The 26,647-nt window shown below is 37.4% G+C and carries 25 protein-coding genes; 17 read left to right on the top strand and 8 right to left on the bottom strand.

The window, feature by feature from the left end; all coding sequences use genetic code 11:
* The first annotated feature begins 147 nt into the window (after window positions 1–147).
* On the top strand, window positions 148–627 hold the full coding sequence (locus ACUXVC_RS18760) for a GNAT family N-acetyltransferase (RefSeq protein WP_069356102.1): 480 nt from the start codon (window positions 148–150) through the stop codon (window positions 625–627).
* 19 nt (window positions 628–646) lie between these two features.
* Here the strand turns inward: ACUXVC_RS18760 and ACUXVC_RS18755 are convergent, their stop codons facing one another.
* Together ACUXVC_RS18755 and ACUXVC_RS18750 are read right to left on the bottom strand one after the other, a co-directional pair.
* Window positions 647–919, bottom strand: a complete 273-nt coding sequence (locus tag ACUXVC_RS18755) for an HU family DNA-binding protein (RefSeq protein WP_001043904.1) — start codon at window positions 917–919, stop codon at window positions 647–649.
* A gap of 140 nt (window positions 920–1,059) precedes the next feature.
* Window positions 1,060–1,875 (bottom strand): formate/nitrite transporter family protein, encoded by an 816-nt coding sequence (locus ACUXVC_RS18750; protein ID WP_089171637.1) that lies wholly within the window; start codon window positions 1,873–1,875, stop codon window positions 1,060–1,062.
* 192 nt (window positions 1,876–2,067) lie between these two features.
* Between ACUXVC_RS18750 and ACUXVC_RS18745 the strand changes: the two genes are divergently transcribed.
* Complete coding sequence (locus ACUXVC_RS18745; RefSeq protein ID WP_098127413.1) at window positions 2,068–2,961, top strand: metallophosphoesterase; 894 nt, start codon at window positions 2,068–2,070, stop codon at window positions 2,959–2,961.
* A gap of 136 nt (window positions 2,962–3,097) precedes the next feature.
* Here the strand turns inward: ACUXVC_RS18745 and ACUXVC_RS18740 are convergent, their stop codons facing one another.
* On the bottom strand, window positions 3,098–4,180 hold the full coding sequence (locus tag ACUXVC_RS18740; RefSeq protein ID WP_053563792.1) for a chitinase: 1,083 nt from the start codon (window positions 4,178–4,180) through the stop codon (window positions 3,098–3,100).
* A gap of 270 nt (window positions 4,181–4,450) precedes the next feature.
* Here ACUXVC_RS18740 and gabP point away from each other — a divergent pair, with 270 nt between their 5' ends.
* The 8 genes from gabP (at window position 4,451) to entD (ending at window position 13,432) form a co-directional block, all read left to right on the top strand.
* Entirely contained in the window at window positions 4,451–5,845 is a 1,395-nt protein-coding gene (gene gabP, locus ACUXVC_RS18735; RefSeq protein ID WP_000360113.1) for a GABA permease, read from the top strand.
* A 134-nt stretch (window positions 5,846–5,979) separates the two neighbouring features.
* Window positions 5,980–6,318, top strand: coding sequence for a hypothetical protein (locus ACUXVC_RS18730; RefSeq protein WP_003271231.1), 339 nt, complete (start codon window positions 5,980–5,982; stop codon window positions 6,316–6,318).
* A 318-nt stretch (window positions 6,319–6,636) separates the two neighbouring features.
* A complete protein-coding gene (locus ACUXVC_RS18725; protein ID WP_000228315.1) occupies window positions 6,637–7,179 on the top strand; it encodes a DUF420 domain-containing protein in 543 nt (180 codons plus the stop codon).
* 117 nt (window positions 7,180–7,296) lie between these two features.
* Window positions 7,297–8,460, top strand: a complete 1,164-nt coding sequence (locus ACUXVC_RS18720; RefSeq protein WP_089171635.1) for an iron-containing alcohol dehydrogenase — start codon at window positions 7,297–7,299, stop codon at window positions 8,458–8,460.
* Between the two features lie 159 nt (window positions 8,461–8,619).
* A complete protein-coding gene (locus ACUXVC_RS18715) occupies window positions 8,620–9,372 on the top strand; it encodes a DeoR/GlpR family DNA-binding transcription regulator (RefSeq protein WP_000957288.1) in 753 nt (250 codons plus the stop codon).
* Entirely contained in the window at window positions 9,369–10,280 is a 912-nt protein-coding gene (gene pfkB / locus ACUXVC_RS18710) for a 1-phosphofructokinase (protein WP_089171634.1), read from the top strand. Before ACUXVC_RS18715 ends, pfkB begins: the two co-directional genes overlap by 4 nt.
* A 13-nt stretch (window positions 10,281–10,293) precedes the next feature.
* A complete protein-coding gene (locus ACUXVC_RS18705) occupies window positions 10,294–12,150 on the top strand; it encodes a PTS fructose transporter subunit IIABC (protein WP_000704609.1) in 1,857 nt (618 codons plus the stop codon).
* A 349-nt stretch (window positions 12,151–12,499) separates the two neighbouring features.
* Complete coding sequence (gene entD, locus ACUXVC_RS18700; RefSeq protein WP_144465475.1) at window positions 12,500–13,432, top strand: cell wall-binding protein EntD; 933 nt, start codon at window positions 12,500–12,502, stop codon at window positions 13,430–13,432.
* A gap of 62 nt (window positions 13,433–13,494) precedes the next feature.
* On the opposite strand, the gene ACUXVC_RS18695 is transcribed toward entD, so the two are convergent.
* Entirely contained in the window at window positions 13,495–13,740 is a 246-nt protein-coding gene (locus ACUXVC_RS18695; RefSeq protein ID WP_000814431.1) for a hypothetical protein, read from the bottom strand.
* A gap of 180 nt (window positions 13,741–13,920) precedes the next feature.
* Here ACUXVC_RS18695 and miaA point away from each other — a divergent pair, with 180 nt between their 5' ends.
* Both miaA and hfq read left to right on the top strand, forming a co-directional pair.
* A complete protein-coding gene (gene miaA, locus ACUXVC_RS18690) occupies window positions 13,921–14,874 on the top strand; it encodes a tRNA (adenosine(37)-N6)-dimethylallyltransferase MiaA (RefSeq protein ID WP_000504953.1) in 954 nt (317 codons plus the stop codon).
* 21 nt (window positions 14,875–14,895) lie between these two features.
* On the top strand, window positions 14,896–15,120 hold the full coding sequence (gene hfq, locus ACUXVC_RS18685) for an RNA chaperone Hfq (protein ID WP_000813896.1): 225 nt from the start codon (window positions 14,896–14,898) through the stop codon (window positions 15,118–15,120).
* An 81-nt stretch (window positions 15,121–15,201) separates the two neighbouring features.
* Here hfq and ACUXVC_RS18680 read toward each other — a convergent pair whose 3' ends face one another.
* A complete protein-coding gene (locus tag ACUXVC_RS18680) occupies window positions 15,202–18,531 on the bottom strand; it encodes a Gly-Xaa-Xaa repeat protein (RefSeq protein ID WP_446025815.1) in 3,330 nt (1,109 codons plus the stop codon).
* A gap of 113 nt (window positions 18,532–18,644) precedes the next feature.
* The gene (locus ACUXVC_RS18675; protein ID WP_000450330.1) at window positions 18,645–19,610 is read right to left on the bottom strand and encodes a tyrosine-type recombinase/integrase; all 966 of its coding nucleotides are present in this window, start codon (window positions 19,608–19,610) and stop codon (window positions 18,645–18,647) included.
* Window positions 19,611–19,874: 264 nt separating this feature from the next.
* On the opposite strand from ACUXVC_RS18675, the gene spoVK reads away from it, so the two are divergent.
* Window positions 19,875–20,831: a stage V sporulation protein K gene (gene spoVK / locus ACUXVC_RS18670; protein ID WP_000438177.1), complete on the top strand. Its 957-nt coding sequence runs from the start codon at window positions 19,875–19,877 to the stop codon at window positions 20,829–20,831.
* Between the two features lie 31 nt (window positions 20,832–20,862).
* Here spoVK and ACUXVC_RS18665 read toward each other — a convergent pair whose 3' ends face one another.
* A complete protein-coding gene (locus ACUXVC_RS18665) occupies window positions 20,863–21,000 on the bottom strand; it encodes a hypothetical protein (protein ID WP_000181505.1) in 138 nt (45 codons plus the stop codon).
* Window positions 21,001–21,099: 99 nt separating this feature from the next.
* The gene (locus ACUXVC_RS18660) at window positions 21,100–21,723 is read right to left on the bottom strand and encodes a trimeric intracellular cation channel family protein (RefSeq protein ID WP_000312267.1); all 624 of its coding nucleotides are present in this window, start codon (window positions 21,721–21,723) and stop codon (window positions 21,100–21,102) included.
* Between the two features lie 92 nt (window positions 21,724–21,815).
* Between ACUXVC_RS18660 and hflX the strand changes: the two genes are divergently transcribed.
* The 4 genes from hflX (at window position 21,816) to glnA (ending at window position 26,300) form a co-directional block, all read left to right on the top strand.
* Window positions 21,816–23,090, top strand: a complete 1,275-nt coding sequence (gene hflX, locus ACUXVC_RS18655; RefSeq protein ID WP_141240992.1) for a GTPase HflX — start codon at window positions 21,816–21,818, stop codon at window positions 23,088–23,090.
* The gene (locus tag ACUXVC_RS18650; protein ID WP_000460282.1) at window positions 23,083–24,354 is read left to right on the top strand and encodes a methionine gamma-lyase family protein; all 1,272 of its coding nucleotides are present in this window, start codon (window positions 23,083–23,085) and stop codon (window positions 24,352–24,354) included. Before hflX ends, ACUXVC_RS18650 begins: the two co-directional genes overlap by 8 nt.
* 173 nt (window positions 24,355–24,527) lie before the next feature.
* The gene (gene glnR, locus ACUXVC_RS18645) at window positions 24,528–24,917 is read left to right on the top strand and encodes a transcriptional repressor GlnR (RefSeq protein WP_000656783.1); all 390 of its coding nucleotides are present in this window, start codon (window positions 24,528–24,530) and stop codon (window positions 24,915–24,917) included.
* 48 nt (window positions 24,918–24,965) lie between these two features.
* Window positions 24,966–26,300 carry a type I glutamate--ammonia ligase gene (gene glnA / locus ACUXVC_RS18640; RefSeq protein ID WP_000092763.1) on the top strand — a complete coding sequence of 445 codons (1,335 nt, stop codon included), beginning with the start codon at window positions 24,966–24,968 and terminating at the stop codon, window positions 26,298–26,300.
* The last annotated feature ends 347 nt before the right edge of the window (window positions 26,301–26,647 follow it).

Genomic DNA, 26,647 nt, shown 5'->3' with positions numbered 1-26,647 from the left:
TAAGTAATTGAATAGAATTAAAAAACAATACTTTGAATAAGTATTGTTTTTTTGTTCGTATAGAAATTAAAACGATATAATAAAGAAGAATTATTGAATCGTATGTAGTAGAAAAGTTAAGAGGTAGTTTGGTAAGGAGACTTATATATGTTAAAAGATATTATAATTAGAACATTTCAGAAAGAAGATTTAAAGCAAGTATTACAATTGTTCTATGAAACAGTTCATACGGTTAATGCAAAAGATTATAATGAGTTACAGCTACAGGCATGGGCACCAGATCGACTAGATAGAGAAAGCTGGTTAAAGTCTTTAGAAAAGAATATTAGTTATGTAGCGGATCATAACGGTGTGATAGTCGGATTTGGAGATTATAATGAGGATCATTACGTAGATCGTTTATTTACACATAAATATTATCAAGGGAAAAGGATAGCCTCATCGATATTACAGAAGTTAGAAAAAGAAGCAGTGAACCTAGGGCATAGGGAAATCTATACAGAAGCGAGTATTACAGCAAAACCTTTCTTTGAAAGTAAAGGTTTTATTTGCATAAAGGAACAGAAGAAACAGCATAATGGTCAGATTTTTATTAATTATGTTATGAAAAAAATATCCTTCTCATAAATGAGAAGGATATTTTTCATTATTTTACAGCTTCTTTTAGTTCTTTACCAGCTTTGAAAGCAGGTACTTTAGAAGCTGCGATTTGCATTTCTTCACCAGTTTGTGGGTTACGGCCTGTACGAGCAGCTCTTTCACGAACTTCGAATGTACCGAATCCGATAAGTTGTACTTTTTCACCAGCAGCTAAAGTGTTAGTGATTGATTCTACTACAGTTTGTACAACTACAGTAGCTTCTTTTTGAGAAATCTCAGCATTTTGTGCTACGTTTTTAATTAATTCTGTTTTGTTCATGTTTTTCACCTCATATGTAAATAATGCTATTTAAGTTGTTATTATAACGTATAAAACATTCGAGAACAAGTGTACGTACATATATTCGCAAAAAAAATGAAATTTGTAATATTTTTTAGGGCACTTTATAGACATTCCATTTAAGCGGACAGAGATTTGTTCTTCATTTCAGTCTTCTCTTGATAAGAAGGTAGTTTCTTATTATAAGATATGAAGTAAGGTAGTGCTACAAATAACATACCTCCTACTAAATTTCCAAAGAAAACAAAAATAAAGTTTGGAAAATATTCAGCCCAAGTGAAATGACCGGCAAAAATCGCGGCTGGGATGACAAACATATTGGCTACAACGTGTTGAAATCCAATCGCAACAAAAGTCATAACCGGGAACCAAATACCGATAATCTTTCCGATAAATTCTTTACTTCCCATACTGAGCCAAACAGCTAAACAAACGAGCCAATTACATCCGATTGCAGAAATAAATGCTTGCAATGGTGTATCTTGTAGTTTCGCTTGAGCGATAGAAATAGTTTTCGCTAAAAAAGCTCCTTCAGTTAAGCCAACGATATGACCGAAAAAGTAGGCTACAAATACAGCCCCTATGAAATTGCTACATGTAACAATAACTAAATTTCGTATGAAATAAAATAAAGTAATTTTCTTTTGGAGCCAGGCCATAGAAACTGTCATCATGTTACCGGTTACTAGTTCACCGCCTGCAAGAATAACGAGAATAAGACCAATAGGGAATACAGCAGCGCCTAGAAAACTAGTAAATGATCCCCAATATTTTGGCATTGTTCCAATAACATGAATATCGAGTAAATACCCTAATGCGATAAAAGCACCGCCAAAAAAACCGAGAATTAGCATAGGGAGTAATGATAAATGAGCTTTTTTCCTTCCGGAATTCGCAGCAAGTTCCGTAATTTCTTCTGGTGTAAATACAGACATGAATAACCCCTCCGTAATAAAATGATGGAATGAATAGAAAAAATTCAAAAATCTACGTATTATAAAAACATGTTATGACTTCTGTATAAAATTGTCAAAGTGAATAGGGAGGGAATTACATATTAAGAACATTGTTCATGTTGTCACATTAATGTAACAATAAGGATTTAAAGTGTTTCTAGAGGTGAAAACATGAATACGAATCATGTAAAAAAAGAACGAAAAAAATCAATCATAAAGATATTTATTATTAGTTTTATAAGTATATTAATGATACCAGTAAGTTTGTATTATTATGCGACAGAAATAGAACGAAAACTAGTAACAGTTACGTGGAATGAAATAGAAGCTTCTACAATTCCTAAAGAGTTTAATAATAAAAAAGTATTACAGTTTTCGGATGTACATTTAGGGCCAGAGTTTACATTGAAGCAACTTGAACACTTGGTGGAGAAGATGAATGAATTACATCCAGATATAGTAGTTTTTACTGGAGATTTAATAGATAAATTTGGGTCTTATAGTGGGGAAAGAGAAGAAGCAAAGGCTATTTTGCAGAAAATTTACGCGCCCTTAGGGAAATATGCTGTGTTTGGGAATCATGATAGGGGCGGGGGAGGTAGTTTATTTTACAAAAAATATATGGAGGAAGCTGGTTTTTCTGTATTAGTAAATGAAGTGCAGAAAATTAAAGTGGAAAACGGCAAATATATTACAATATCAGGTTTGGATGATTTTCTATTAGGGAAGCCACAAATAGATTCAACTTTAAAAAACTTGAAACAAAATGATTTCAACATGTTATTAGTACATGAGCCGGATGTTGTAACCAAAATAAATCGTTACCCAGTTGATTTTCAACTATCAGGACATAGTCACGGAGGGCAAGTACAAATTCCTTTTGTAGGTCCATTAATTACTACCAAACTAGCTGAGAGCTATGTTGAAGGTATGTATGAAGTAGAGGGGAAGAGTAAGCAGTTATATTTATATGTAAATCGTGGCATTGGGACTACTAGGATGCCTGTTAGATTTTGGAGTGTACCTGAACTTTCAGTTTTTGTGTTGAAGCAAAATAGTAACTAGAATATTTAACAATATGATTCCAAGGAACGTGCGATGTAGGTCGATGGAAAACAGTTTCTTAAAACTTTAGATGTGACAAAGTAATTTTCATAAATAAAAAACAACAATAGGACCTATAACCTATTGTTGTTTTTTATTATTTTTGCAAGGGAAGAGTATCAAAATATGTTCTGTAATTGTTAGAGAATTCAAAGTTGTTTTTTGCATCCCAATTAATAGACCAAGACATTAGGCCGCGGAATGCAGGATAGCCACTCTGGTTAGAAAGTTTATACTTTCCTCCGAACGGAACTCCTTTAATGATATAATTTAAAGCTTTTTTCATTTCAGTTGGCGAAATGTATCCACCACTTGGAGCGGCCGCTGGTGCTGCTGGAAGCCCAATCATAACTTGATCTGAGCGAAGAGCTGGGAAAATGTTATTTGGATTACCACCTACAGGAAAACCATGTAAGAGCATATCTGCCATAGCGACTTCGTAGTCTGCAGTACCTTGATTGTAGTTATTACCGTCCATTCCAACCCCGCTGCCAGCGTTGTAGTGTTGAACGTGAATGTATGTTAGTTTATCTTTCACTCCGTAAATAATTGGTAAATATGCACCCCAGATACTTCCGTATGCGCTATAACCGCCTTGAACATAAGCTGTTTCAGGAGCCATGCTTAATAGAAAATCTGGACCATAATGATCTGAGATTGTTCGAATAGCTGATATAAGATTTACGATTTGGGGAGTAGTTGGGTTTTTGAAATTAATGTCATTTCCGTTTAAGTAAATACCTGATTCAAGGTCAATATCTATTCCATCAAAACCGTATTTATCGATTAGAGATTGTATGGAATTAATAAAACGTTGCTTAGCGGCATTGTCAGGAAGTAAAACGACTCCATTTTGTCCTCCTATTGAAAGAACTACTTTCTTTCCTTTACTTTTTAAATAAGAAATATCTGATTTGAAGTCTGCATCTGTACCATACACAGGAGAAAATTCAACAGTGGAACGATCACCACCAGTTTCACCAAAAGATACATTGATTACATCCCATTTTGGTGAAACGTCTTTTAATTTAATAATGCCAGTACCGTTATCAAAGTTATGCCAGTATCCAACGAGTAATTTTGAACCTAAATTGTTTGCTGCTTGTGTTTGGAAAGGGGATAGCGGTAGTAGTAAGAACAGTACTAAAATACAACAAAAAAATTTGAACTTGTTTAACATATCAACACTCCTATACAAAAAGTTGTCTAGATGTATAATCTTGTTTATTTAATAATATCTGAAAATTCTTTCTTTTGTAAGAGGACTATAATTTTCTCAACAATTGTGTATGGGAAAGTATTAAACCTAATGTAATAATCTTTGAAGGAGATTGAATTGTAATTGTTAAATTCAGAATATTTTGATATATTTTAAAGTATAGGACAAAATCTTTCGCACAGTACTCTTACATAAATTTCAAAATTTAGTTTGGAAGGGGATGTACAAGAGTTGGATAAAAATCTAAAGAAAGATCTCAAAATACGCCACATTACAATGATCTCAATTGGCGGCGTAATAGGGGCTGGTTTGTTTGTTGGAAGTGGTGCCGTTGTACATTCGGCAGGACCTGGTTCTATCGTTTCATATGCATTAGCAGGACTTCTAGTCATTTTCGTCATGAGAATGCTAGGAGAAATGGCAGCTGTAAATCCGACAAGTGGTTCATTTGCAACGTATGCAAGAGAAGCAATTGGTCCATGGGCGGGTTATACAATAGGCTGGTTATACTGGTTTTTCTGGGTAATTGTTATTGCAATAGAAGCCACAGCAGGTGCTGGTATTATCCAATATTGGATTCCACAAATACCGCTTTGGTTATTAAGTTTAATATTAACAATTTTATTAACGCTGACGAACGTTTTTTCGGTGAAATCATTTGGAGAGTTTGAATATTGGTTTTCTTTTATTAAAGTAATAAGTATTGTTTTGTTCCTTTGCTTAGGTCTTGCTGTTATTTTAGGATTTGTTCCAGGAACAGAAGCACCCGGCACTTCGAATTTAATTGGACAAGGTGGATTTATGCCAAACGGTATAAGTTCGGTATTGCTTGGAATTACTGTTGTTATATTTTCATTTATGGGATCAGAGATTGTAGCAGTAGCGGCTGGTGAATCTGCAGAACCTGTAAAAGCAGTAAAAACAGCAACAAACAGTGTGATTTGGCGTATTCTTGTATTTTTTATTGGGTCTATAGCGGTAGTTGTTACACTACTGCCATGGAATTCAGCAAACATATTAAAAAGTCCATTTGTAGCTGTACTTGAACATATAGGAATACCAGCGGCAGCACAAATTATGAATTTTATCGTTTTAACAGCTGTACTTTCTTGCTTAAATTCAGGATTATATACAAATTCAAGAATGCTTTTTTCAATGGCAGAAAGAGGAGATGCGCCAAAGTCATTTTTAAAATTGAACAGTAGTGGTGTTCCTGTTCGAGCCGTTTTATTTGGAACTTTCTTCGCTTATATTGGAGTTGTGTTTAGTTATATTTCTCCAGATAAAGTCTTTTTGTTTTTAGTGAATGCATCTGGCGGGATTGCGTTACTAGTTTATCTCGTTATTGCAGTTTCTCATTTAAAGATGCGTAAAAAAATGGGGAAAGTAGAACAACAAAATTTGAAAGTGAAAATGTGGCTTTTTCCGTATGTTACGTATGTTACAATTGCTGCTATTATAGCAGTTTTAGTTGCGATGTTCGCAATTGATACTTTACGTTCACAAGCACTTTTAACAATGTTTGTTACAGTTCTTATCATACTTTCTTATTTTATTTTTAATAGAAATAAAAATAGCACAGTTTTGAATCCTAAAAGTAAGAATGAGGAATCTGTTCGATTCTAATTTTCTTATTTTCGAAGAGAGTTACACCCAGTCATTGCTATAAAAGAATCATATATAATCATAGAAACAAGTAATTACTATTGTCATAGTGGATATAAACTTTTTTCTTGACTTTTTATACGAAGGCGAGCAAAATGGTAAAAAAGGAAGGGGGGATGATGATGGAAGAGTACGTATTAGAGCTGTATAACCTGTTATATACGACAGAATGGCAAGATATTGTTTCGTTTCTAGGAATAGTATTTTGCATGAAAATTGTAATTGTATATATGGAAGAGCAAGGTATGTTCTATTCCTTCTCATCTCCGTTCGATGTGCAGCGCGAGCCGTTGCTAAACTATGCCAATGTGAATTACGAACAATTTCCTTTTGTAGTTTTCTTTATGATTCGATTTATAACAGCAATTGTAAAGAAGAAGGAAAGTGATGATGAAGAGTGCCACGCAACTTGTAAGGTAGCTAACGTTTTTTAAGCTAAATACAAGGAGGAGATTTATATGTGGTTTCGATTTCTTATGATTGGTTTCTTTTCATTAACAGCAATTTCATTAATGGGATATCAAGTGTCTGAAATTTTTCAAGCATATAGCGATACATTTTTTAACAAAAATTAATCGCGTTGCTATTTGAATAATAAAGCGATAAAATCCTTCTTAAGAAGTTTTATTAAGAAGGATTTTTTTCTTTGTTTTGTCTTGCTGTGTCAAACTATTGTCACATTTACACTGTGAATAATATGTTAAAATAGTGAGGTTATGTATACATACTTGAAGGAAGAGGGAGTGACCATTTTGGTGGATCAATCAACAAATCAGAAAAGCTATGCTCCTATTGTGATAACGCTTTCTGTAATTGTAAATGCGATTATTTTATTTTTGTTCTTTGGACCTGTTGGCTATGAAGGAGAAGTACATTTTGATGTAACGATTTTACCAATGTTAAACGCGATTTTTAATAGCTTTACGTTCGTATTTTTATTAGCAGCGTTATTCTCTATTATTAAAAAGAATGTGAAAATGCATCGTGGTTTCATCCTTGCAGCATTTACGACAACTTTACTATTTTGTGTGTCGTATTTATCGTATCATTACTTAGCACCGGCAACACATTTTGGCGGAGAAGGATTCATTAAATATGTGTATTTCATCATTTTAATTACACATATTATCCTAGCAGCAATTATCGTACCACTTGCATTGTTTGCGCTTGTATTTGGTTTTACAAATCAATTAACACGTCACCGTAAAATTGTACGTTGGACGATGCCGATTTGGTTATATGTAAGTTTATCTGGTGTTATTGTTTACTTAATGATCTCACCTTATTATCAATAAAAAAATCTCAGCCTGTAGGCTGGGATTTTTTTATTAAGCAAATCTTTTTGTGAAATGAAAAAAATATGGTATACAAAAGTATAGTTGCTTTTCATATAGAAGGGATGGTAAAGAAATATGCAAAATTTTGTATTTCGTAATCCAACGAAACTTATTTTCGGTAAAGATCAATTAGAACAGTTAAAAACTGAAATTCCACAGTTTGGTAAGAAGGTTCTTCTCGTATATGGAGGAGGCAGTATTAAAAGAAACGGTATTTATGATAATGTGATTTCTATTTTAAAGGATATTAATGCAGAAGTATTTGAATTGACGGGTGTTGAACCGAATCCTCGTGTATCAACTGTAAAGAAAGGGATTCAAATTTGTAAAGATAATGGAGTCGAATTTATTTTAGCAGTTGGTGGAGGAAGTGTAATCGACTGTACGAAAGCGATTGCTGCTGGTAGCAAATATGATGGAGATGTATGGGATATTGTAACGAAAAAAGCATTTGCTAGTGAGGCATTACCATTTGGTACTGTACTTACTCTTGCTGCGACAGGTTCTGAAATGAATGCAGGCTCGGTAATTACAAATTGGGAAACGAATGAAAAGTATGGATGGGGAAGCCCAGTTACATTCCCGCAGTTTTCAATTTTAGATCCAGTTCATACTGCATCTGTGCCGAGAGATCAAACGATTTATGGTATGGTAGATATTATGTCACATGTATTAGAACAATATTTCCATCATGGAACGAATACAGAACTACAAGATCGTTATTGTGAATCTGTTTTAAAAACAGTAATTGAGACAGCTCCCAAGCTTTTAAGTGATTTAGAAAATTATGAGCATAGAGAAACTATTTTATATTGTGGTACTATGGCGTTAAACGGCATTTTAGCGATGGGAGTAAGAGGTGACTGGGCAACTCATAATATTGAGCATGCAGTTTCTGCGGTTCATGATATACCGCATGGAGGCGGCTTAGCAATTCTATTCCCTAACTGGATGAAACATGTTGTAGAGGAAAATGTAAGTCGTTTTAAACAGTTCGCTATTCGTGTATTTGAAATAGAAACAGATGGAAAAACAGATAAAGAAGTGGCGTTAGAAGGAATTGAGGCACTGCGTCAATTTTGGACTTCAATTGAAGCGCCAGCAACATTAGCTGATTACGGTATTGGAGAAAATGAAATTGATATAATGGCTAATAAAGCGATGGCGTATGGTGAATTTGGTAACTTTAAAAAATTAAATAAAGATGATGTTCTAAGTATATATAAAGCTTCTTTATAAGTGAATTTAGAAAAGAAACCTATTTGATTGTTTGATCGAATAGGTTTCTTTTTTTGCTTTGTATAATCGTTTATGAATGTTTGTGATTATTTTTGATTGTTTATGGTTGATTTTTGTGACCGTTTTCATTATACTGTAATCAAAGAAGAGGTGAATAAAATGTTAACTCCTGAACGTCATCAAATGATATTGCAACTTGTAAAAGAACAGAAAGTTGTAAAATTACAGCAATTAGTTGAAAGAACAGAAAGCTCTGAGTCGACAATTCGCCGTGATTTAGCACAATTGGAAAAGCAAAGGTTATTAAAAAGAGTTCATGGTGGTGCCGCTGTTTTAACAGGAAAAGGGCAAGAACCAACGATGGTTGAAAAATCATCCAAAAACATTCAAATAAAACAACAAATTGCTAATTATGCGGCTAGCGTTGTTGAACAAGGTGATTGTATTTATTTAGATGCAGGGAGTACAACATTTGAAATGATTCCATTTTTAATCAATAAAGATGTTACTGTCGTTACGAATGGACTTATGCATATTGAAGCTTTAGTTGAAAATAATATTCGTGCGTATTTACTAGGCGGAATGATGAAGAGTAGGACGAAAGCTTTAATCGGTGCTATGGCACAGGAAAGTATGCAGAAGTATCGCTTTGATAAATGTTTTTTAGGTGCAAATGGTGTACATGAACAGCTTGGCTTTACAACGCCAGATCCAGAAGAAGCGCTCCTAAAACAAATGGCATTAACATTAGCAAACGAAGGATATTTCTTAATTGATGAAAGTAAGTTTTCAGAAGTTGCGTTTGCGAAAATTGCAAATGTTGAAGATGCAAATATTATTACAAACCATTTAGAAATTGATTTAGAAAAATATAAAAAACAAACGAATGTAATTGAGGCTGATAAACAATGATCTATACAGTTACTTTAAACCCATCTATTGATTATGTAGTGCAAGTTCCTTCTTTTGATTTAGGAACAATAAATCGAGCGGAGAAAGATATGAAGTTTCCTGGAGGAAAAGGAATTAATGTTTCTCGTGTTCTTCAACGTTTAGGTGTTAAAAATATAGCACTTGGATTTACTGGTGGATTTACTGGTCAATTTATTAAAGAGGTATTACAGACGGAAGGTGTAACAACAAACTTCGTCCAAGTAGATGAAGATACTCGCATTAATGTGAAAATAAAAGGGAAAGAAGAAACAGAATTAAATGGGCAAGGTCCTATTGTAACAAAAGAGCAGTTCGAACAGTTAATGAAAAAAATTGAGAGTATGCAACCTGGAGATTGTGTTGTACTCGCTGGGAGTGTACCGATCTCTATTCCAAGTACTTTTTACGAATCAATTGCTGCGTTTGGAGCTGAAAAAGGTATTCGTGTAGTAGTAGATGCAAGTGGAAGTGCACTGCAACATGTAATTAAAAATAAGCCATTTTTAATTAAGCCAAACCATCATGAACTTGGTGAGTTGTTTGGAGTGGAGCTTTCAACAGTAGAGGACGTTTTACCTTATGGAAGAAAATTAATTGAACAAGGTGTAAAACACGTTATCGTATCGATGGCTGGAGAGGGAGCTTTATTATTTACGGCAGAAGGTATATATGAAGCGACTGTTCCAAAAGGTATTGTAATTAATTCAGTTGGGGCCGGAGATTCTCTTGTTGCAGGGTTTGTAGGCAAATATGAACAGACAAAAGATATTGAAAAGGCATTTCAATACGGCGTTGCAACAGGGAGTGCAACAGCATTTTCAGCTGATTTATGTAAGAAGGAAAAAGTAGAAGAATTATTGTCGCAAGTAATTGTAGCTAAGCGATAGGGGGAAGCAACATATGAAAATTACAGAACTATTAAAAAGGGATACAGTCATTATGGATTTGACAGCTTCAAATAAAGAAGCTGTCATAGATGAATTAGTTGAGAAATTAAACGGGGCAAATCGTTTAAATAGTAAAACGGAATTTAAAGAAGCTATTTTAAAGCGGGAGTCCCAAAGTACGACTGGAATAGGGGAAGGTATTGCAATACCTCATGCGAAGACAAAGGCTGTTAAACAACCATCGATTTGTTTTGGTAGAAGTGTAAGCGGTATCAATTATGAGTCGCTTGATGGACAACCGGCACACTTATTCTTTATGATTGCTGCAAGTGAAGGAGCGAATAATACTCATTTAGAAACGTTGTCTCGTTTATCGACATTATTAATGGATGAAGGATTTCGCAAGCAACTATTAGAAGCGAAGGATGAAAGTGAGCTTCTTCAACTATTTGATGAAAAAGAGAATGAAAAAGAAGAAGAGATTGAAGTTGCAAAACCAGAAGGAAATGAACCATACGTACTTGCTGTTACAGCTTGCCCAACTGGAATCGCTCACACATATATGGCGGCGGATAGCTTAAAAGCAAAAGCGGCAGAGTTAGGGATAGCGATTAAAGTTGAAACAAACGGATCAACAGGTATTAAAAACGGTTTAACGAAAGAGGATATTGAACGTGCAACAGCTATTATTGTTGCGGCAGATAAACAAGTAGAAATGAATCGTTTTGCTGGTAAACATGTCATTCAAGTGCCAGTTGCTGATGGGATTAGAAAAACGGAAAATCTGCTTAAACGAGCTGTCAAACAAGATGCACCAATCTTTAAAGGTGTAAAAGAGGATGGAAAAACAGAAAGTATTGAGAGAGAAAAAGGATTAGGAATTTATAAGCATTTAATGAGCGGTGTAAGTAATATGCTTCCATTCGTTGTTGGTGGCGGGATTTTAATAGCGCTAGCATTTTCGTTTGGTGGTATAAAGGCGGAAGGTCCTTTAGCTGAATTGTTCATGTCAATTGGTGGAGGAAAAACAGGTGCATTTTTATTCCTTGTACCAATTTTAGCTGGATTTATTGCAAGCTCTATTGCTGATCGTCCTGGTTTTATGCCTGGTGTTGTAGGTGGATTTTTAGCGGCGAATGCGAATGCTGGATTTTTAGGTGGATTAATTGCTGGTTTCTTAGCTGGATACGTTGTTTTAGGGTTGAAAAGATTATTTTCAGGACTACCAGTACAATTAGAAGGAATTAAACCTGTTTTGTTATATCCAGTCTTTGGATTATTGATTACAGGAGTTGTAATGCAAAAAGTAGTAATTCCGCCTGTAGTAGCATTAAATGAAATGTTGACAGGGTGGTTAAATGGTTTAAATGGTACGAATGCTATATTACTAGGTCTTATTTTAGGTGGTATGATGGCGATTGATATGGGTGGTCCAATTAATAAAGCGGCATTTACGTTTGGTATTGCTGCAATAGAAGCACAAAATTTTGGAGTGCACTCAGCAGTTATGGCTGGTGGTATGGTACCGCCACTTGCGATTGCATTTGCAACTACATTCTTTAAATCAAAGTTTACAGAAGCGGAACGTAAATCTGGTTTAACAAATTATATTATGGGAGCATCGTTCATTACAGAAGGTGCGATTCCGTTTGCAGCTGCAGATCCGGTTCGAGTAATCGTAAGTTGTGTTGTTGGTTCAAGTATTGCAGGTGCGTTATCTATGTTATTCCAAATTACATTACCGGCACCGCATGGTGGATTATTTGTAATAGCGTTAGTAAATAAACCGTTACTATATATTTTCTCTATATTAATTGGAACAATTGTCTCGGCTATTATGCTAGGTGTTTGGAAAAAGAAAGTTCAATAACAAATAAAAAGAGAGTAGCTTTTAGTAGCTGCTCTCTTTTTATTACAAAAAAATAAGTTAACAATGGAATATTGATGTTTTTTGGTAAAAGATGTAACGAATTGTGAATTTTTTGTAACAAAAAAGTAACACTGTAATTTTTTCTGGAAAAAAGTTCTTGTGCTCGTATATGAAAAATATATGAAAACCACTGGAGATTGTATGAGAAATACATTTTATTAATATGGAAATTTATGTTACAACTCGTTAATTGTATATTACGAATGCTTTGTAATTGTGTGATTTCTAAAAATTCTAAAAATCTGTTGCTATAATGAAAATACGAAAACAAAGCAAATGGAGGCTATTCATGAAAAAATTATTAAGTATAGCAACAGCAGCAGTTTTTGGTCTTGGGATTTTTGCGGGTTCTGCTAAAGCGGAAACAATTGTAACAACAGACGTATTAAATGTTAGAGAAAACCCAAATGTAGAGTCAAAGCTTGTAGGTAAAGTGTTAAGTGGGAATACACTAGATGTTATAAATACAGAAAATGGATGGACAAAAATTAAGTTAAACGGTAAGGAAGCGTTTGTAAGTGCTGATTTTACAAAGAGCACATATTATGTAACGGCGGGCGTATTAAATGTTCGTGCTGGAGCGAATACTGATTCTGAAATTTTAGGTAAACTTAATAAAGATGATGTGATTGAAACGACGAATCAAGTTCAAAATGAATGGTTACAATTCGACTACAATGGAAAAGTCGGATATGTTCACGTGCCATTTTTAACAGGAACGGCACCTGTAATTGAAAAGAAAGAAGTTGTAGCTCAAGAAGAAGCGCCGGTTAAAAATAATACAGCAGTTAAGAATAAAGAGTCTGTTAAGAGTAACGATTCTATTAAGAATGTAGAATCAAGTAAACCTGTGGTAAAAGAAAAGCCGGCTGCAAAACCAGTTGCGAAATCTACTGAAACAATTGCGCCTACTGGTGGTCGTGAAATTACAGTAGAAGCGACGGCATATACAGCAGATCCGAGTGAGAATGGTTCGTATGGTGGTCGTGTATTAACTGCAATGGGGCATGATTTAACAGCAAATCCAAATATGAAAGTAATTGCTGTTGATCCGAAAGTAATTCCGCTTGGATCAAAAGTATGGGTAGAAGGATATGGAGAAGCGATTGCTGGAGACACTGGTGGTGCGATTAAAGGAAATCGTATTGATGTATTAGTCGGTTCAGATGGTAGTGCTAATAGCTGGGGGCGCAAATCTGTAAAAGTGAAAGTTATACAATAGGTTATCGATATTAATATAAAAAGCGGTTGCTTGAAATTATGTAAGCAGCCGCTTTTTATGGATTATTGAAAGGGATAAATAGTTTTACCTGTAATAATTTTATATGCACTGCAAAATTGTGTTTGTATATATTCTGTATTTTTATTTTCTGGATGTGATGTTGTTTCATGGAGAGTAGAATGAAAAGCCCGTAGTAAACAATTTAGGGCGAAGTATAATTCCTCTTGTGAACAATTTTGTTCTTTTGTAGAAGTAGCTAAAATGAGGTCTTTTGTCAAAGATGAAAAATTGATGGTGGATTGTTTCATAGTTAACTCATCCTCTCGAAACTATTTTTATCATGTATATGCAGAATTGGACAAACTATGTTCTTTTTTATATGTAATTTCATGTACCGAAATGAAAGAACTTGCAATCATGCCGTTAAAATTGGTAAGATTGGGTATAATCAATAGATGGAGTATATTACATAAAGAGAGTTGAATGCTATGGGAGAAGTGCAACGTGAAAAAGTTGCTGTCATCATTGGACCAACAGCTGTTGGAAAGACGAAGTTAAGTATCGATCTTGCCAAAGCGTTGAACGGTGAAATTATTAGTGGTGATTCCATGCAAATCTATCGAACGATGGATATTGGAACTGCAAAGGTAACACAAGCAGAGATGGACGGAATTCCACATTATATGGTCGATATAAAAAATCCGGAAGATTCATTTTCTGTCGCGGAATTTCAAGAACGTGTTCGCAAACATATTCGAGAAATTACAGAACGTGGTAAATTACCAATTATAGTTGGTGGGACCGGTCTTTATATACAATCTGTTTTATTCGATTATCAGTTTACAGATGATGCTGGTGATGTGATATACCGAGAGCAAATGGAAAAGTTAGCTTTAGAACGCGGTGTGGAATATGTACATAAAAAATTGCAAGAAGTAGATCCGGAAAGTGCGGAGCGTATTCATGCAAATAATGTACGACGTGTTATTCGGGCGTTAGAAATTTTCCACACGACGGGTGAAAAAATGAGTGACCAAATTGAGAAACAAGAAAAAGAGTTACTCTATGATGTTTCATTAATTGGCTTGACAATGGATCGAGAAATGCTATACGATCGCATTAACTTACGAGTGGATTTGATGATGGAACAAGGCCTATTAGAGGAAGTAGAAGGTCTGTATAATAGAGGGATACGAGATTGTCAATCTATTCAAGCGATTGGATATAAAGAAATCTATGATTATTTTGAGAATCGAGCCCCTTTAGAAGATGCGGTATCACAATTAAAGACGAATTCGCGTCGTTATGCAAAGCGTCAATTAACGTGGTTCCGTAATAAAATGGATGTCACGTGGTTTGATGTTACAGACGGTGAAAAAACGTCAGAAATTTTACGATACATAGAAGGAAAGTTACAAGTAAAGTCGAATAATAGTAAGTAGAGAAAAAGAGGAGGATTCGACATGAAGCAATCAATCAATATTCAAGATCAGTTTTTAAATCAACTCCGTAAAGAAAATACGTTTGTTACGCTGTACTTATTAAATGGTTTCCAGCTTCGTGGACTAATTAAAGGATTTGATAATTTTACAGTCCTGCTGGAAACAGAAGGTAAGCAACAGCTTATTTATAAACATGCAATTTCTACATTTGTACCACAAAAAAATGTTTCAATTGAATTAGAATAGTAATGAATTATTGTACATAACAAAAAAAGAGCGAGTTTCCTCGCTCTTTTTTTATTTGTCATAAACAATATATGATGAAATTTAAGCGATTCTAAATACAGTAAGGCGGATGTTAGTATTTCCTGTCGCAGGGATCGTAATCTCATTAAGAGTAGATTGAACAGAAATTCTTGCACCAGCTGCTAATGTTTCGATTGTAGTAAATGAAAGTGAGTCGCCTATTAAATTTGAAGAGAAATTATCAGTTGCGACTGCTCCATTAATTGAAATTCCTACTCCGAGTGGAGCGCATCCTGGCGCAGTTGTAGAAATGGATACGCTAATTACATAAATACCACCGTTAATAACAGTAACTGTATCTGTGCCGTTGAAGATAATATTGTTTACGTTAATTGCAGTACTAAAAATAAAGTTATTAAATTGCAGTACTGTTTGCTGAATATTGTTTGTTACAACAATTGTTGCTATAGGGAAGCTAGGTCCAGTTGGCCCAGTAGGTCCGGTAGGTCCACCAGAAGGTCCAGTAGGTCCAGTAACTCCTATACCAGTAGCGCCGGTAGCACCAGTAGCACCTGTGTTACCTTGAACACCTTGAGGTCCAGTAGCGCCCGTGTTACCTTGAACACCCTGAGGTCCAGTAGCACCGGTAGCACCTGTGTTACCTTGAACACCTTGAGGTCCAGTAGCACCTGTGTTACCTTGAGCACCCTGAGGTCCAGTAGCACCGGTAGCACCTGTGTTACCTTGAACACCTTGAGGTCCAGTAGCACCCGTGTTACCTTGAACGCCTTGAGGTCCAGTAGCGCCGGTAGCACCAGTAGCACCTGTGTTACCTTGAACACCTTGAGGTCCAGTAGCACCCGTGTTACCTTGAACACCTTGAGGTCCAGTGGCACCGGTAGCACCTGTGTTACCTTGAACACCTTGAGGTCCAGTGGCACCCGTGTTACCTTGAGCACCTTGAGGTCCAGTAGCGCCGGTAGCACCAGTAGCACCTGTGTTACCTTGAACGCCTTGAGGTCCAGTGGCACCCGTGTTACCTTGAGCACCTTGAGGTCCAGTGGCACCAGTAGCACCTGTGTTACCTTGAACGCCTTGAGGTCCAGTAGCGCCGGTAGCACCAGTAGCACCTGTGTTACCTTGAACGCCTTGAGGTCCAGTGGCACCAGTAGCACCTGTGTTACCTTGAGCACCTTGAGGTCCAGTGGCACCAGTAGCACCTGTGTTACCTTGAACACCTTGAGGTCCAGTAGCGCCGGTAGCACCAGTAGCACCTGTGTTACCTTGAACGCCTTGAGGTCCAGTGGCACCAGTAGCACCTGTGTTACCTTGAGCACCTTGAGGTCCAGTGGCACCAGTAGCACCTGTGTTACCTTGAACACCTTGAGGTCCAGTAGCACCTGTGTTACCTTGAACACCCTGAGGTCCAGTAGCGCCGGTAGCACCTGTGTTACCTTGAGGTCCAGTAGGTCCAGGAGGCCCGCCAGAAGGTCCGGTAGGTCCGGTAACTCCTATACCAGTAGCGCCAGTGGCACCGGTAGCACCTGTGTTACCTTGAACACCTTGAGGTCCAGTAGTACCAGTAGCGCCGGTAGCACCTGTGTTACCTTGAGCACCTTGAGGTCCAGTGGCACCGGTAGCGCCAGTAGCACCCGTGTTACCTTGAGCACCTTGAGGTCCAGTGGCACCAGTAGCACCTGTGTTACCTTGAGGTCCAGTGGCACCGGTAGCGCCCGTGTTACCTTGAGGTCCAGTGGCACCGGTAGCGCCCGTGTTACCTTGAGGTCCGGTAGCGCCAGTAGCGCCCGTGTTACCTCGAGGTCCAGTAGCACCAGTAGCACCGGTAGCGCCAGTAGCACCCGTGTTACCTTGAGGTCCGGTAGCGCCAGTAGCACCCGTGTTACCTTGAGGTCCGGTAGCGCCAGTAGCGCCCGTGTTACCTCGAGGTCCAGTGGCACCGGTAGCGCCAGTAGCGCCAGTAGCGCCCGTGTTACCTTGAGGTCCGGTAGCGCCAGTAGCGCCCGTGTTACCTCGAGGTCCAGTGGCACCGGTAGCGCCAGTAGCGCCCGTGTTACCTTGAGGTCCGGTAGCGCCAGTAGCGCCCGTGTTACCTCGAGGTCCAGTGGCACCGGTAGCGCCAGTAGCGCCCGTGTTACCTTGAGGTCCGGTAGCGCCAGTAGCGCCCGTGTTACCTCGAGGTCCAGTGGCACCGGTAGCGCCAGTAGCGCCCGTGTTACCTTGAGGTCCGGTAGCGCCAGTAGCGCCCGTGTTACCTCGAGGTCCAGTGGCACCGGTAGCGCCAGTAGCGCCCGTGTTACCTTGAGGTCCGGTAGCGCCAGTAGCGCCCGTGTTACCTCGAGGTCCAGTGGCACCGGTAGCGCCAGTAGCGCCCGTGTTACCTTGAGGTCCGGTAGCGCCAGTAGCGCCCGTGTTACCTCGAGGTCCAGTGGCACCGGTAGCGCCAGTAGCGCCCGTGTTACCTTGAGGTCCGGTAGCGCCAGTAGCGCCCGTGTTACCTCGAGGTCCAGTGGCACCGGTAGCGCCAGTAGCGCCCGTGTTACCTTGAGGTCCGGTAGCGCCAGTAGCGCCCGTGTTACCTCGAGGTCCAGTGGCACCGGTAGCGCCAGTAGCGCCCGTGTTACCTTGAGGTCCGGTAGCGCCAGTAGCGCCCGTGTTACCTCGAGGTCCAGTGGCACCGGTAGCGCCAGTAGCGCCCGTGTTACCTTGAGGTCCGGTAGCGCCAGTAGCGCCCGTGTTACCTCGAGGTCCAGTGGCACCGGTAGCGCCAGTAGCGCCCGTGTTACCTTGAGGTCCGGTAGCGCCAGTAGCGCCCGTGTTACCTCGAGGTCCAGTGGCACCGGTAGCGCCAGTAGCGCCCGTGTTACCTTGAGGTCCGGTAGCACCAGTAGCGCCTGCTGGTCCAGTAGGTCCGGTAGGTCCTTGAATGAACGAAGCAGAATTAACTAGAGCAGTTTGTAATGCTGCTATTAATTTAAGAAGCTCTTGAAGTGTGCAAGGGTCAATTCGGAATAATTTTGTAATGTATAGTAAATAGTTAATGAGATTTTGAAGCTCAATAAATACAGCGCTTGCTACAAAGGTTGGATTTCTTAATATAGTTATTAAGTTTTTAATAATAGCTAACCCTTGTGCTTTCAGGGAGGAAGTAGCGTCTAGTGAACAAATAAATTTACTTAGTAGGTTCAATGTATCGATTAGATCTTCAATATTTTGGGGAGATGGATTTGCAAAAAGTGTTGGGATTATTTTTGTTAAATCAATAATAATCGCGCGAAATGTTCTAAGTTGAGCTTTAGTAATTGGGATTGATGGAGTATTTGGGATTCGTCCAGCGCTACTTGGAAAGCATGGTTTGGAGAATTTGTTTTGATTGTCGTTATAACGAGACATTAAATCTCTCCTTTCTCACGAAAATGTGAACGAAACTCATCATAGTAGATGCAGAAATTAGTTAAATGGTCATAGTAAAATCGTTTGTTTAAAGAAAAAATAGAAAAAACGCCTTATAATAAGGCGTTTTTTCTATTTTCTGCGTATTGATAATATCGCTTTAATGAAATTTTTGATTTGAATCCAGCGAGTTTTATAATTTCTGATTCAGGAGTTTCTTTTTTTATTAAGTTTAAAATATAGGTGTTACGAAAATGTTGTCCTGAAATTCCTTTACGTAAATTGGCTCTAGCCACTTCGAGGCGAATCATTTTTTGTATAGCAATTTCCGTTAATGCCTTTGGTGCATCATTTTCATATACCCACCTGTATGTTCCGCGGTTAAAATCAAATGCGACAAACAATGAATCATCACTATGATACTTAGGACGAACTGGTTCTGGGATACTTTTGTAATAATTATATAGTTGTTTTTTGTCTTCTTTTGCTAATGTAATTGTTCTTTCTACACCTGCGGTTGCTGGGATTGACAATGTGTTAGTTTCAAAGTGAACGTGATGCATTGTTAATGCTGTAAGTTCCTGTAAGGATAAACCGTAGTCGATCAATAGATTTAAAATAGCAATATTGCGATCCATTAATAAAGGGCGCACAGGAAGTTGTTTTTCTGAAAGTCCTTCTAATGAAGTGACTATATACTTTAATCTTTTTTCTTCATCAGGTGAAATGAAATCTTCGTTACGAAGTGTACGGTCTGGTTGAATAGATATTTCCATATTCTTCAATGGATTGGGAATGTTTAGAAAGTGATGCATTCTATTTAATACAGTAAATACACGATGCATCGTTTTTTCTGAGTAATGTCGATTCGTTTTTAAATCGGAAAAGTAATCTTCGTAGTCTTTTGTACAAAGTGTAGCCCATATATTACTGGAAGGGAGCTTTTTGTTTTTTTCTAACCAATGTCCGAAGTCTTCAACGTCATAAACATAACGTTTAATAGTTGAGGGTTTTCGGCCTTTATTCAATAAAAAAATAGAAAAGGCTTGTATTGTATCATGGAATTCCGTTGTCTCCATAGTCCCACCACCTTAATTATTTCTTATATTATAGCAAACTTTTCTGAAAATAGGCATTTACAAGGGGGACAGGAATAATAATATTTGGTGAGTGGATAAAGTGAAACTATAATCAGTGGGGATTTTGTTCATCCTCTGCGATTATTAGTTGAACCAATCGGGCATTTACGGGCGGTTATCTCCCGCTTAAATACCAAACGTTTGCTGAATGTCGAGGTGGGAGTCTTACTGCTCGCAAATAGCGGGATAAAATGAGGTGATTGTATGGAACAATCGATGCGAAAGAAAAACAACAATCAAATTAATATTGTGTTAAACCATCGAAAGAAAATTTCTTTGCCAGCCGCAGAAAATAAAACGGTAATTTCAAATGAAACTACAATTAAACATGAAATGCTGCAGAGAATTGAAGAAGAGATGGGGAAGCTTGTTGGGATGGATGATATAAAAAAGATAATAAAAGAAATATATGCTTGGATTTATGTGAATAAAAAAAGACAAGAGAAGGGATTGAAGTCTGAGAAGCAAGTGCTTCATATGCTGTTTAAAGGGAATCCGGGTACAGGGAAGACGACTGTTGCTAGAATGATAGGAAAATTGCTGTTTGAGATGAATATTCTATCGAAAGGCCACTTGGTTGAAGCTGAACGTGCTGATCTTGTAGGAGAGTACATCGGCCATACAGCTCAAAAAACAAGAGACTTAATAAAAAAAGCAATGGGAGGTATTTTGTTTATTGATGAGGCGTATTCTTTAGCTCGAGGAGGAGAGAAGGACTTTGGAAAAGAAGCAATTGATACGCTTGTAAAACATATGGAAGATAAACAACATGGTTTTGTATTGATTTTAGCTGGATATTCAAGAGAGATGAATCACTTTCTTTCATTAAATCCAGGGCTGCAATCTCGTTTTCCATTTATTATTGAATTTGCGGATTACTCGGTAAATCAGCTATTGGAAATTGGAAAGAGAATGTATGAAGATCGTGAATATCAGTTATCAAAAGAAGCTGAATGGAAATTTAGGGATCATTTACATGCGGTGAAGTATTCGTCGCAAATTACATCGTTTAGTAATGGGCGGTATGTACGGAATATTGTTGAAAAATCAATTCGTACACAGGCGATGCGGTTGTTGCAAGAAGATACGTATGATAAAAATGATTTAATTGGAATATCGAGTATGGATTTGATGCTCGAAGAGGAGACGCACAGTACATAAACTGTGCGTCTATTTTTGTGTATAAGTTCGTTTACTCTTTTTTTGCTTTTTCTTGGTGCGCTTTATGGAAGCGTTCCATTTTAGCGCTCTTTTCGTGTGCTGAATTAGGGTCGTGTCCAAATTGGTTTACTGAACTTTTTTGAGCTCCTTTATTAACGTGGTTTGTCATTTGTATTCACCTCACTTTAAAAATTAGTATAAACATTATATAAAGAAAAAATCGTTAGAAAAGAAAAACCTCTTTACGATATGTAAAGAGGTTAGATTGCTATTTATGCATTGAACGTTCTTTCGTTTCGATACGTCTGTGCGGTAAATGCCATTTGTAATGAATAGAAACCATGCGGAAGCAAACAATTAAAATGAATAAAATGTAAAGGGCCCAATCGCTAACAATAATTTGAGCGCCAATTAAGAAACCTGCTAAAATTGTCCAAAAGGCATATACTTCAGCTCGAAGAACGAGAGGTTTTCTGCGGGCTAAAAGGTCGCGAATGATACCGCCGCCGATACCAGTTAAAACAGCTGCCACGATTGTGGCGCTAATTGGTAAATTTAATTTTTGAGCATATAATGCTCCTTGTACAGCAAATGCTGATAAGCCGATAGCGTCAGTGATATTTTCCCACTTTTTCCAATGTCTAATTAACTTATTTGGAAAAAGAAAAATAATAGTCATTGATAAAAGTGCGATTTGGAATAACATGTCTTGTTGCCAAAACGCGACAATCGGATAACCGATTAATAAATTACGAAGGGCACCTCCCCCAAATGCGGTTGCCATTCCTAAAATATACACCCCGAAAATATCATAATCCTCTTCCATTGCAACAATGGCTCCGCTTAGTGCGAAAGCGATTGTGCCTATGATGCTAAAAATCTCCCATGCCATGAATTTTCTCCCCCGCTAACTAGATGAAATGTGCTTCCTCTGCTATTATATTAGAAGGTTTAAATTTCGAAAAGGATGAGTGAACATATTTGATGGAAGAAAAAGAAAAAGTCATATTAGTAGGCTGTCAATTGCCGCAAGATGATGATGAAAAATTTATGCATTCCATGAAAGAGCTTGCATCACTAGCTAAGACTGCGAGAGCGGAAGTGTTAGTTTCAACAACGCAAAAACGACCAAAGTTTCATCCGGCAACTTACATAGGTAAAGGGAAATTAGAAGAGCTTACAATGCTAACTGAAGAATTAGAGCCGGATGTTATTATATTTAATAATGAATTAACGCCGAGTCAAATTCGGAATTTATCCTCAGTATTAGATGCGAGAGTAATTGATCGAACGCAACTAATACTAGATATTTTTGCGCAACGTGCGAAGTCGAGGGAAGGTAAGCTTCAAGTAGAATTAGCTCAGTTGCAATATACAATGCCACGTCTTATGGGGCAAGGGTTGTCCTTATCACGTCTTGGTGGTGGTATTGGAACGAGAGGACCGGGTGAGACGAAACTTGAGACGGATCGTCGTCATATTCGATCGCGTATTGATGAAATAAAGAAACAACTTGCAGTTGTTGTGGAACACCGAAAAAGATATCGTGAGAGAAGAAAAGACAATAAAGTATTTCAAATTTCATTAATAGGCTATACAAATGCAGGGAAATCGACACTGTTTAATAGATTAACGGAAGCTAATACGTTTGAAGAAAACCTTCTGTTTGCAACACTAGACCCAACGACGAGGAAGATGCTCTTACCTTCTGGTTATACAGTATTACTAACTGATACTGTTGGTTTTATACAAGATTTACCCACTTCATTAATTGCTGCTTTTCGTTCAACACTGGAAGAAGCGGGGGAAGCAGATGTTATTTTACATGTAGTTGATTCTGCGGATCCTAACTACATAGGGCATGAAAAAACAGTAAAACGATTATTATCAGAACTTGAAATTAATCATATTCCTATTATTACGTTATATAATAAAAAAGATGAATTACATCAAAACTTTATTCCGTTTCCGAAAAGTGATTTCTTAATGACTAGTGCTTTTGAAGAAAGTGATTTATTGCGTATAAAAGAAGCGATAGAAATGAAAATGAAGAAAGAAATGGATCGTTATCGAGTAGAAATCCCTCCGAGTGAAGGTAAGTTATTAACGCTTTTAAAGACGGAAACGCTATTAGCAAAGATGGAGTTTCTGGAAGATAAATTTGTATATGATTGTGCAGGGTATATTTTTACGCATTCATCGCTTAATGTGCAATTAAAGAGATTTTTAGTGGAAGAAGGAGAAAATAAAAATGTTTGATCGTTTGAAAAATGGAGAAAAAATTGCTCCAATCGTAAAAGAAGTAGAGAATCAGATTACAGAAGTACATAAACGTGCGGATGAAGTAATTGAAAGTAATCAGTTTCGTGTATTAGAAAGTTTTCGTAAACATAAAATTAGTGACTCGCATTTTATCCCGACGACAGGTTATGGTTATGATGATATTGGCCGTGATACGTTAGAAAAAGTGTATGCTGATGTATTTGGGGCGGAAGCTGGACTTGTTCGTCCGCAAATTATTTCAGGTACTCACGCTATTTCTACAGCGTTATTCGGTATTTTACGTCCAGGAGATGAGTTATTGTACATTACTGGGAAACCGTATGATACGTTAGAGGAAATCGTTGGTGTGCGTGGGAAAGGTGTAGGTTCATTTAAAGAATATAATATTGGTTACAATGCAGTTCCGCTAACTGAAGGTGGGCTTGTTGATTTTGAAGCTGTTGCAGCAGCGATTCATAGTAATACGAAAATGATCGGTATTCAGCGCTCGAAAGGTTATGCTACTCGTCCATCGTTTACTATTTCTCAAATTAAAGAGATGATCGCGTTTGTTAAAGAAATTAAACCTGATGTTGTTGTGTTTGTAGATAATTGTTATGGGGAGTTTATTGAAGAGCAAGAGCCGTGTCATGTTGGTGCAGATTTAATGGCGGGTTCGCTTATTAAAAACCCAGGCGGGGGAATTGTAAAAACTGGTGGTTACATTGTCGGTAAAGAACAGTATGTTGAAGCGTGTGCATATCGTTTAACATCTCCGGGAATTGGTGCGGAAGCTGGAGCGTCTTTATACAGTCTGCAAGAAATGTATCAAGGGTTCTTCTTAGCGCCACATGTTGCAGGACAAGCGCTGAAAGGTGCAATTTTTACAGCTGCGTTTTTAGAAAAGTTAGGAATGAACACGTCACCAGCGTGGAATGCACCAAGAACAGACTTAATTCAATCTGTTCAATTTGATGATAAAGACCGTATGGTTGCCTTCTGTCAAGCGATTCAATATGCATCTCCAATTAATTCGCATTTTACTCCGTATGCAAACTATATGCCAGGTTATGAAGATGATGTAATTATGGCGGCGGGAACATTTATTCAAGGTGCAAGTATTGAATTGTCTGCTGATGGTCCGATTAGACCACCGTATGTTGCATATGTGCAAGGTGGATTAACGTATTCGCATGTTAAAATTGCGATTTGTTCTGCGATTGATGAATTGATTGAAAAGAATTTATTAACAATTTCTTAAAGGGGAGCTGTCGATATCGGCAGCTTTTTTCGTATAAAAGTAACGATTTATGCGATTAGAAAAAAGAATGAAAAAATTTATAAAAAATCATGTAAGAAAAGCTAACATCTATTGACACTAAACATAACATGTTATAAAATGAGAAGCAGTTAAGGCGAAGGAGGAACTGAAAAATGAAAGAAGATAGACGTTCTGCCCCGCTGTTTCCAATTGGTATTGTTATGGATTTAACACAATTGTCTGCACGTCAAATTCGCTACTATGAAGAGCATAATCTTGTTTCTCCAACCCGTACAAAGGGGAATCGTAGATTATTTTCATTTAACGATGTAGATAAGTTGTTAGAGATTAAAGATTTGTTAGATCAAGGCTTGAATATGGCTGGTATTAAGCAAGTGTTACTAATGAAAGAAAATCAAACAGAAGCAGTGAAAGTAAAAGAAGAAACGAAAGAAATTTCAAAAACTGAGCTTCGCAAAATACTTCGAGATGAACTACAACATACAGGTAGATTCAATCGAACTTCATTGCGACAAGGTGACATTTCAAGATTTTTTCACTAAAGATAACTGATTCTGAAGGCGATTAGAGGGACTAAGGAGGAATTTATAATGTCTAGATACACAAAAGAAGATATTTTCCGTTTGGCGAAAGAAGAGAATGTAAAGTATATCCGTTTACAATTTACGGACCTTTTAGGGGTAATTAAAAACGTAGAGATTCCAGTGAGACAATTAACGAAAGCTCTTGATAACAAAATGATGTTTGATGGATCTTCGATTGAAGGTTTCGTACGTATTGAAGAATCTGATATGTATTTATATCCTGATTTAGACACTTGGGTAATTTTCCCTTGGACAGCTGAAAAAGGTAAAGTAGCTCGACTAATCTGTGATATTTACAATGCAGATGGCACTCCATTTGATGGAGACCCACGTAACAACTTAAAACGTGTGTTAAAAGAAATGGAAGCTTTAGGATTTTCAGACTTCAATCTTGGACCAGAGCCAGAATTCTTCCTATTTAAGGTTGATGAAAAAGGAAATCCAACATTAGAATTAAACGATAACGGTGGATACTTCGACCTTGCGCCGATGGATCTAGGGGAAAACTGTCGTCGTGATATCGTTCTTGAACTTGAAGAAATGGGATTTGAAATTGAAGCATCTCACCATGAGGTTGCTCCAGGGCAGCATGAAATTGACTTTAAATATGCAAATGCAATTCGCTCATGTGATGACATTCAAACATTCAAACTTGTTGTAAAAACAATTGCTCGTAAACATGGTTTACACGCAACATTTATGCCGAAACCACTATACGGTGTGAACGGTTCAGGTATGCACTGTAACTTATCATTATTTAAAAATGGTGAGAACGTATTCTTTGATGCAAACGGTGACTTACAACTAAGTGATGATGCTCGTCACTTCATCGCAGGTATTTTAAAACATGCACCAGCATTTACAGCGATAGCAAATCCAACTGTAAACTCATATAAACGTCTAGTACCTGGATATGAAGCGCCTTGTTACGTAGCATGGTCTGCACAAAACCGTAGCCCGTTAGTACGTATCCCTGCATCTCGTGGTATTAGTACACGCGTAGAAGTACGTAGTGTTGACCCAGCTGCAAACCCATATTTAGTAATGGCTACATTATTAGCTGCAGGTCTTGATGGAATTAAAAACAAATTAACTCCACCAGCTGCAGTAGACCGTAACATCTATGTAATGACAAAAGAAGAGCGCGAAGAAGCAGGTATCGTTGACTTACCAGCAACATTAGCGCAAGCGTTAGTTACATTACAATCTAATGAAGTAGTATGCGGTGCACTAGGAGAACACTTACTTGAGCACTTCATCGAAGCGAAAGAGATTGAGTGGGATATCTTTAGAACACAAGTTCACCAATGGGAACGCGATCAATATATGTCTCTTTACTAAGAGGCTTGAACCCTTGATACAACTCGTATCAAGGGTTTTTTAATTCCCTATTATTACAATTTTATATGGTTGCAAAATGAAAAACAGCCACATAAAAGCCAATAATTAATAACAAGTAGTGATATCATAGAAAAACATTATCAGATAAATGTAAGTTTTATATAATTTGTGAAATGAAAAAGCCTTGATACTACGGTATCAGGGCTTTTTTAGTGAAGTTATTGGATATGTTAACTACTAGATAATGGATTGTTTTTGGTTATTTTGAATCATGTTACTAAGAAAATCTTTTCAAAAGAATTGATCTTATCTTTTTTAATCACTTGTGCTAAAACTTAATAATTCTT

It is taken from the genome of Bacillus sp. N6 (genome assembly GCF_052805735.1).
This window is presented reverse-complemented; position numbering and strand designations above follow the sequence as displayed.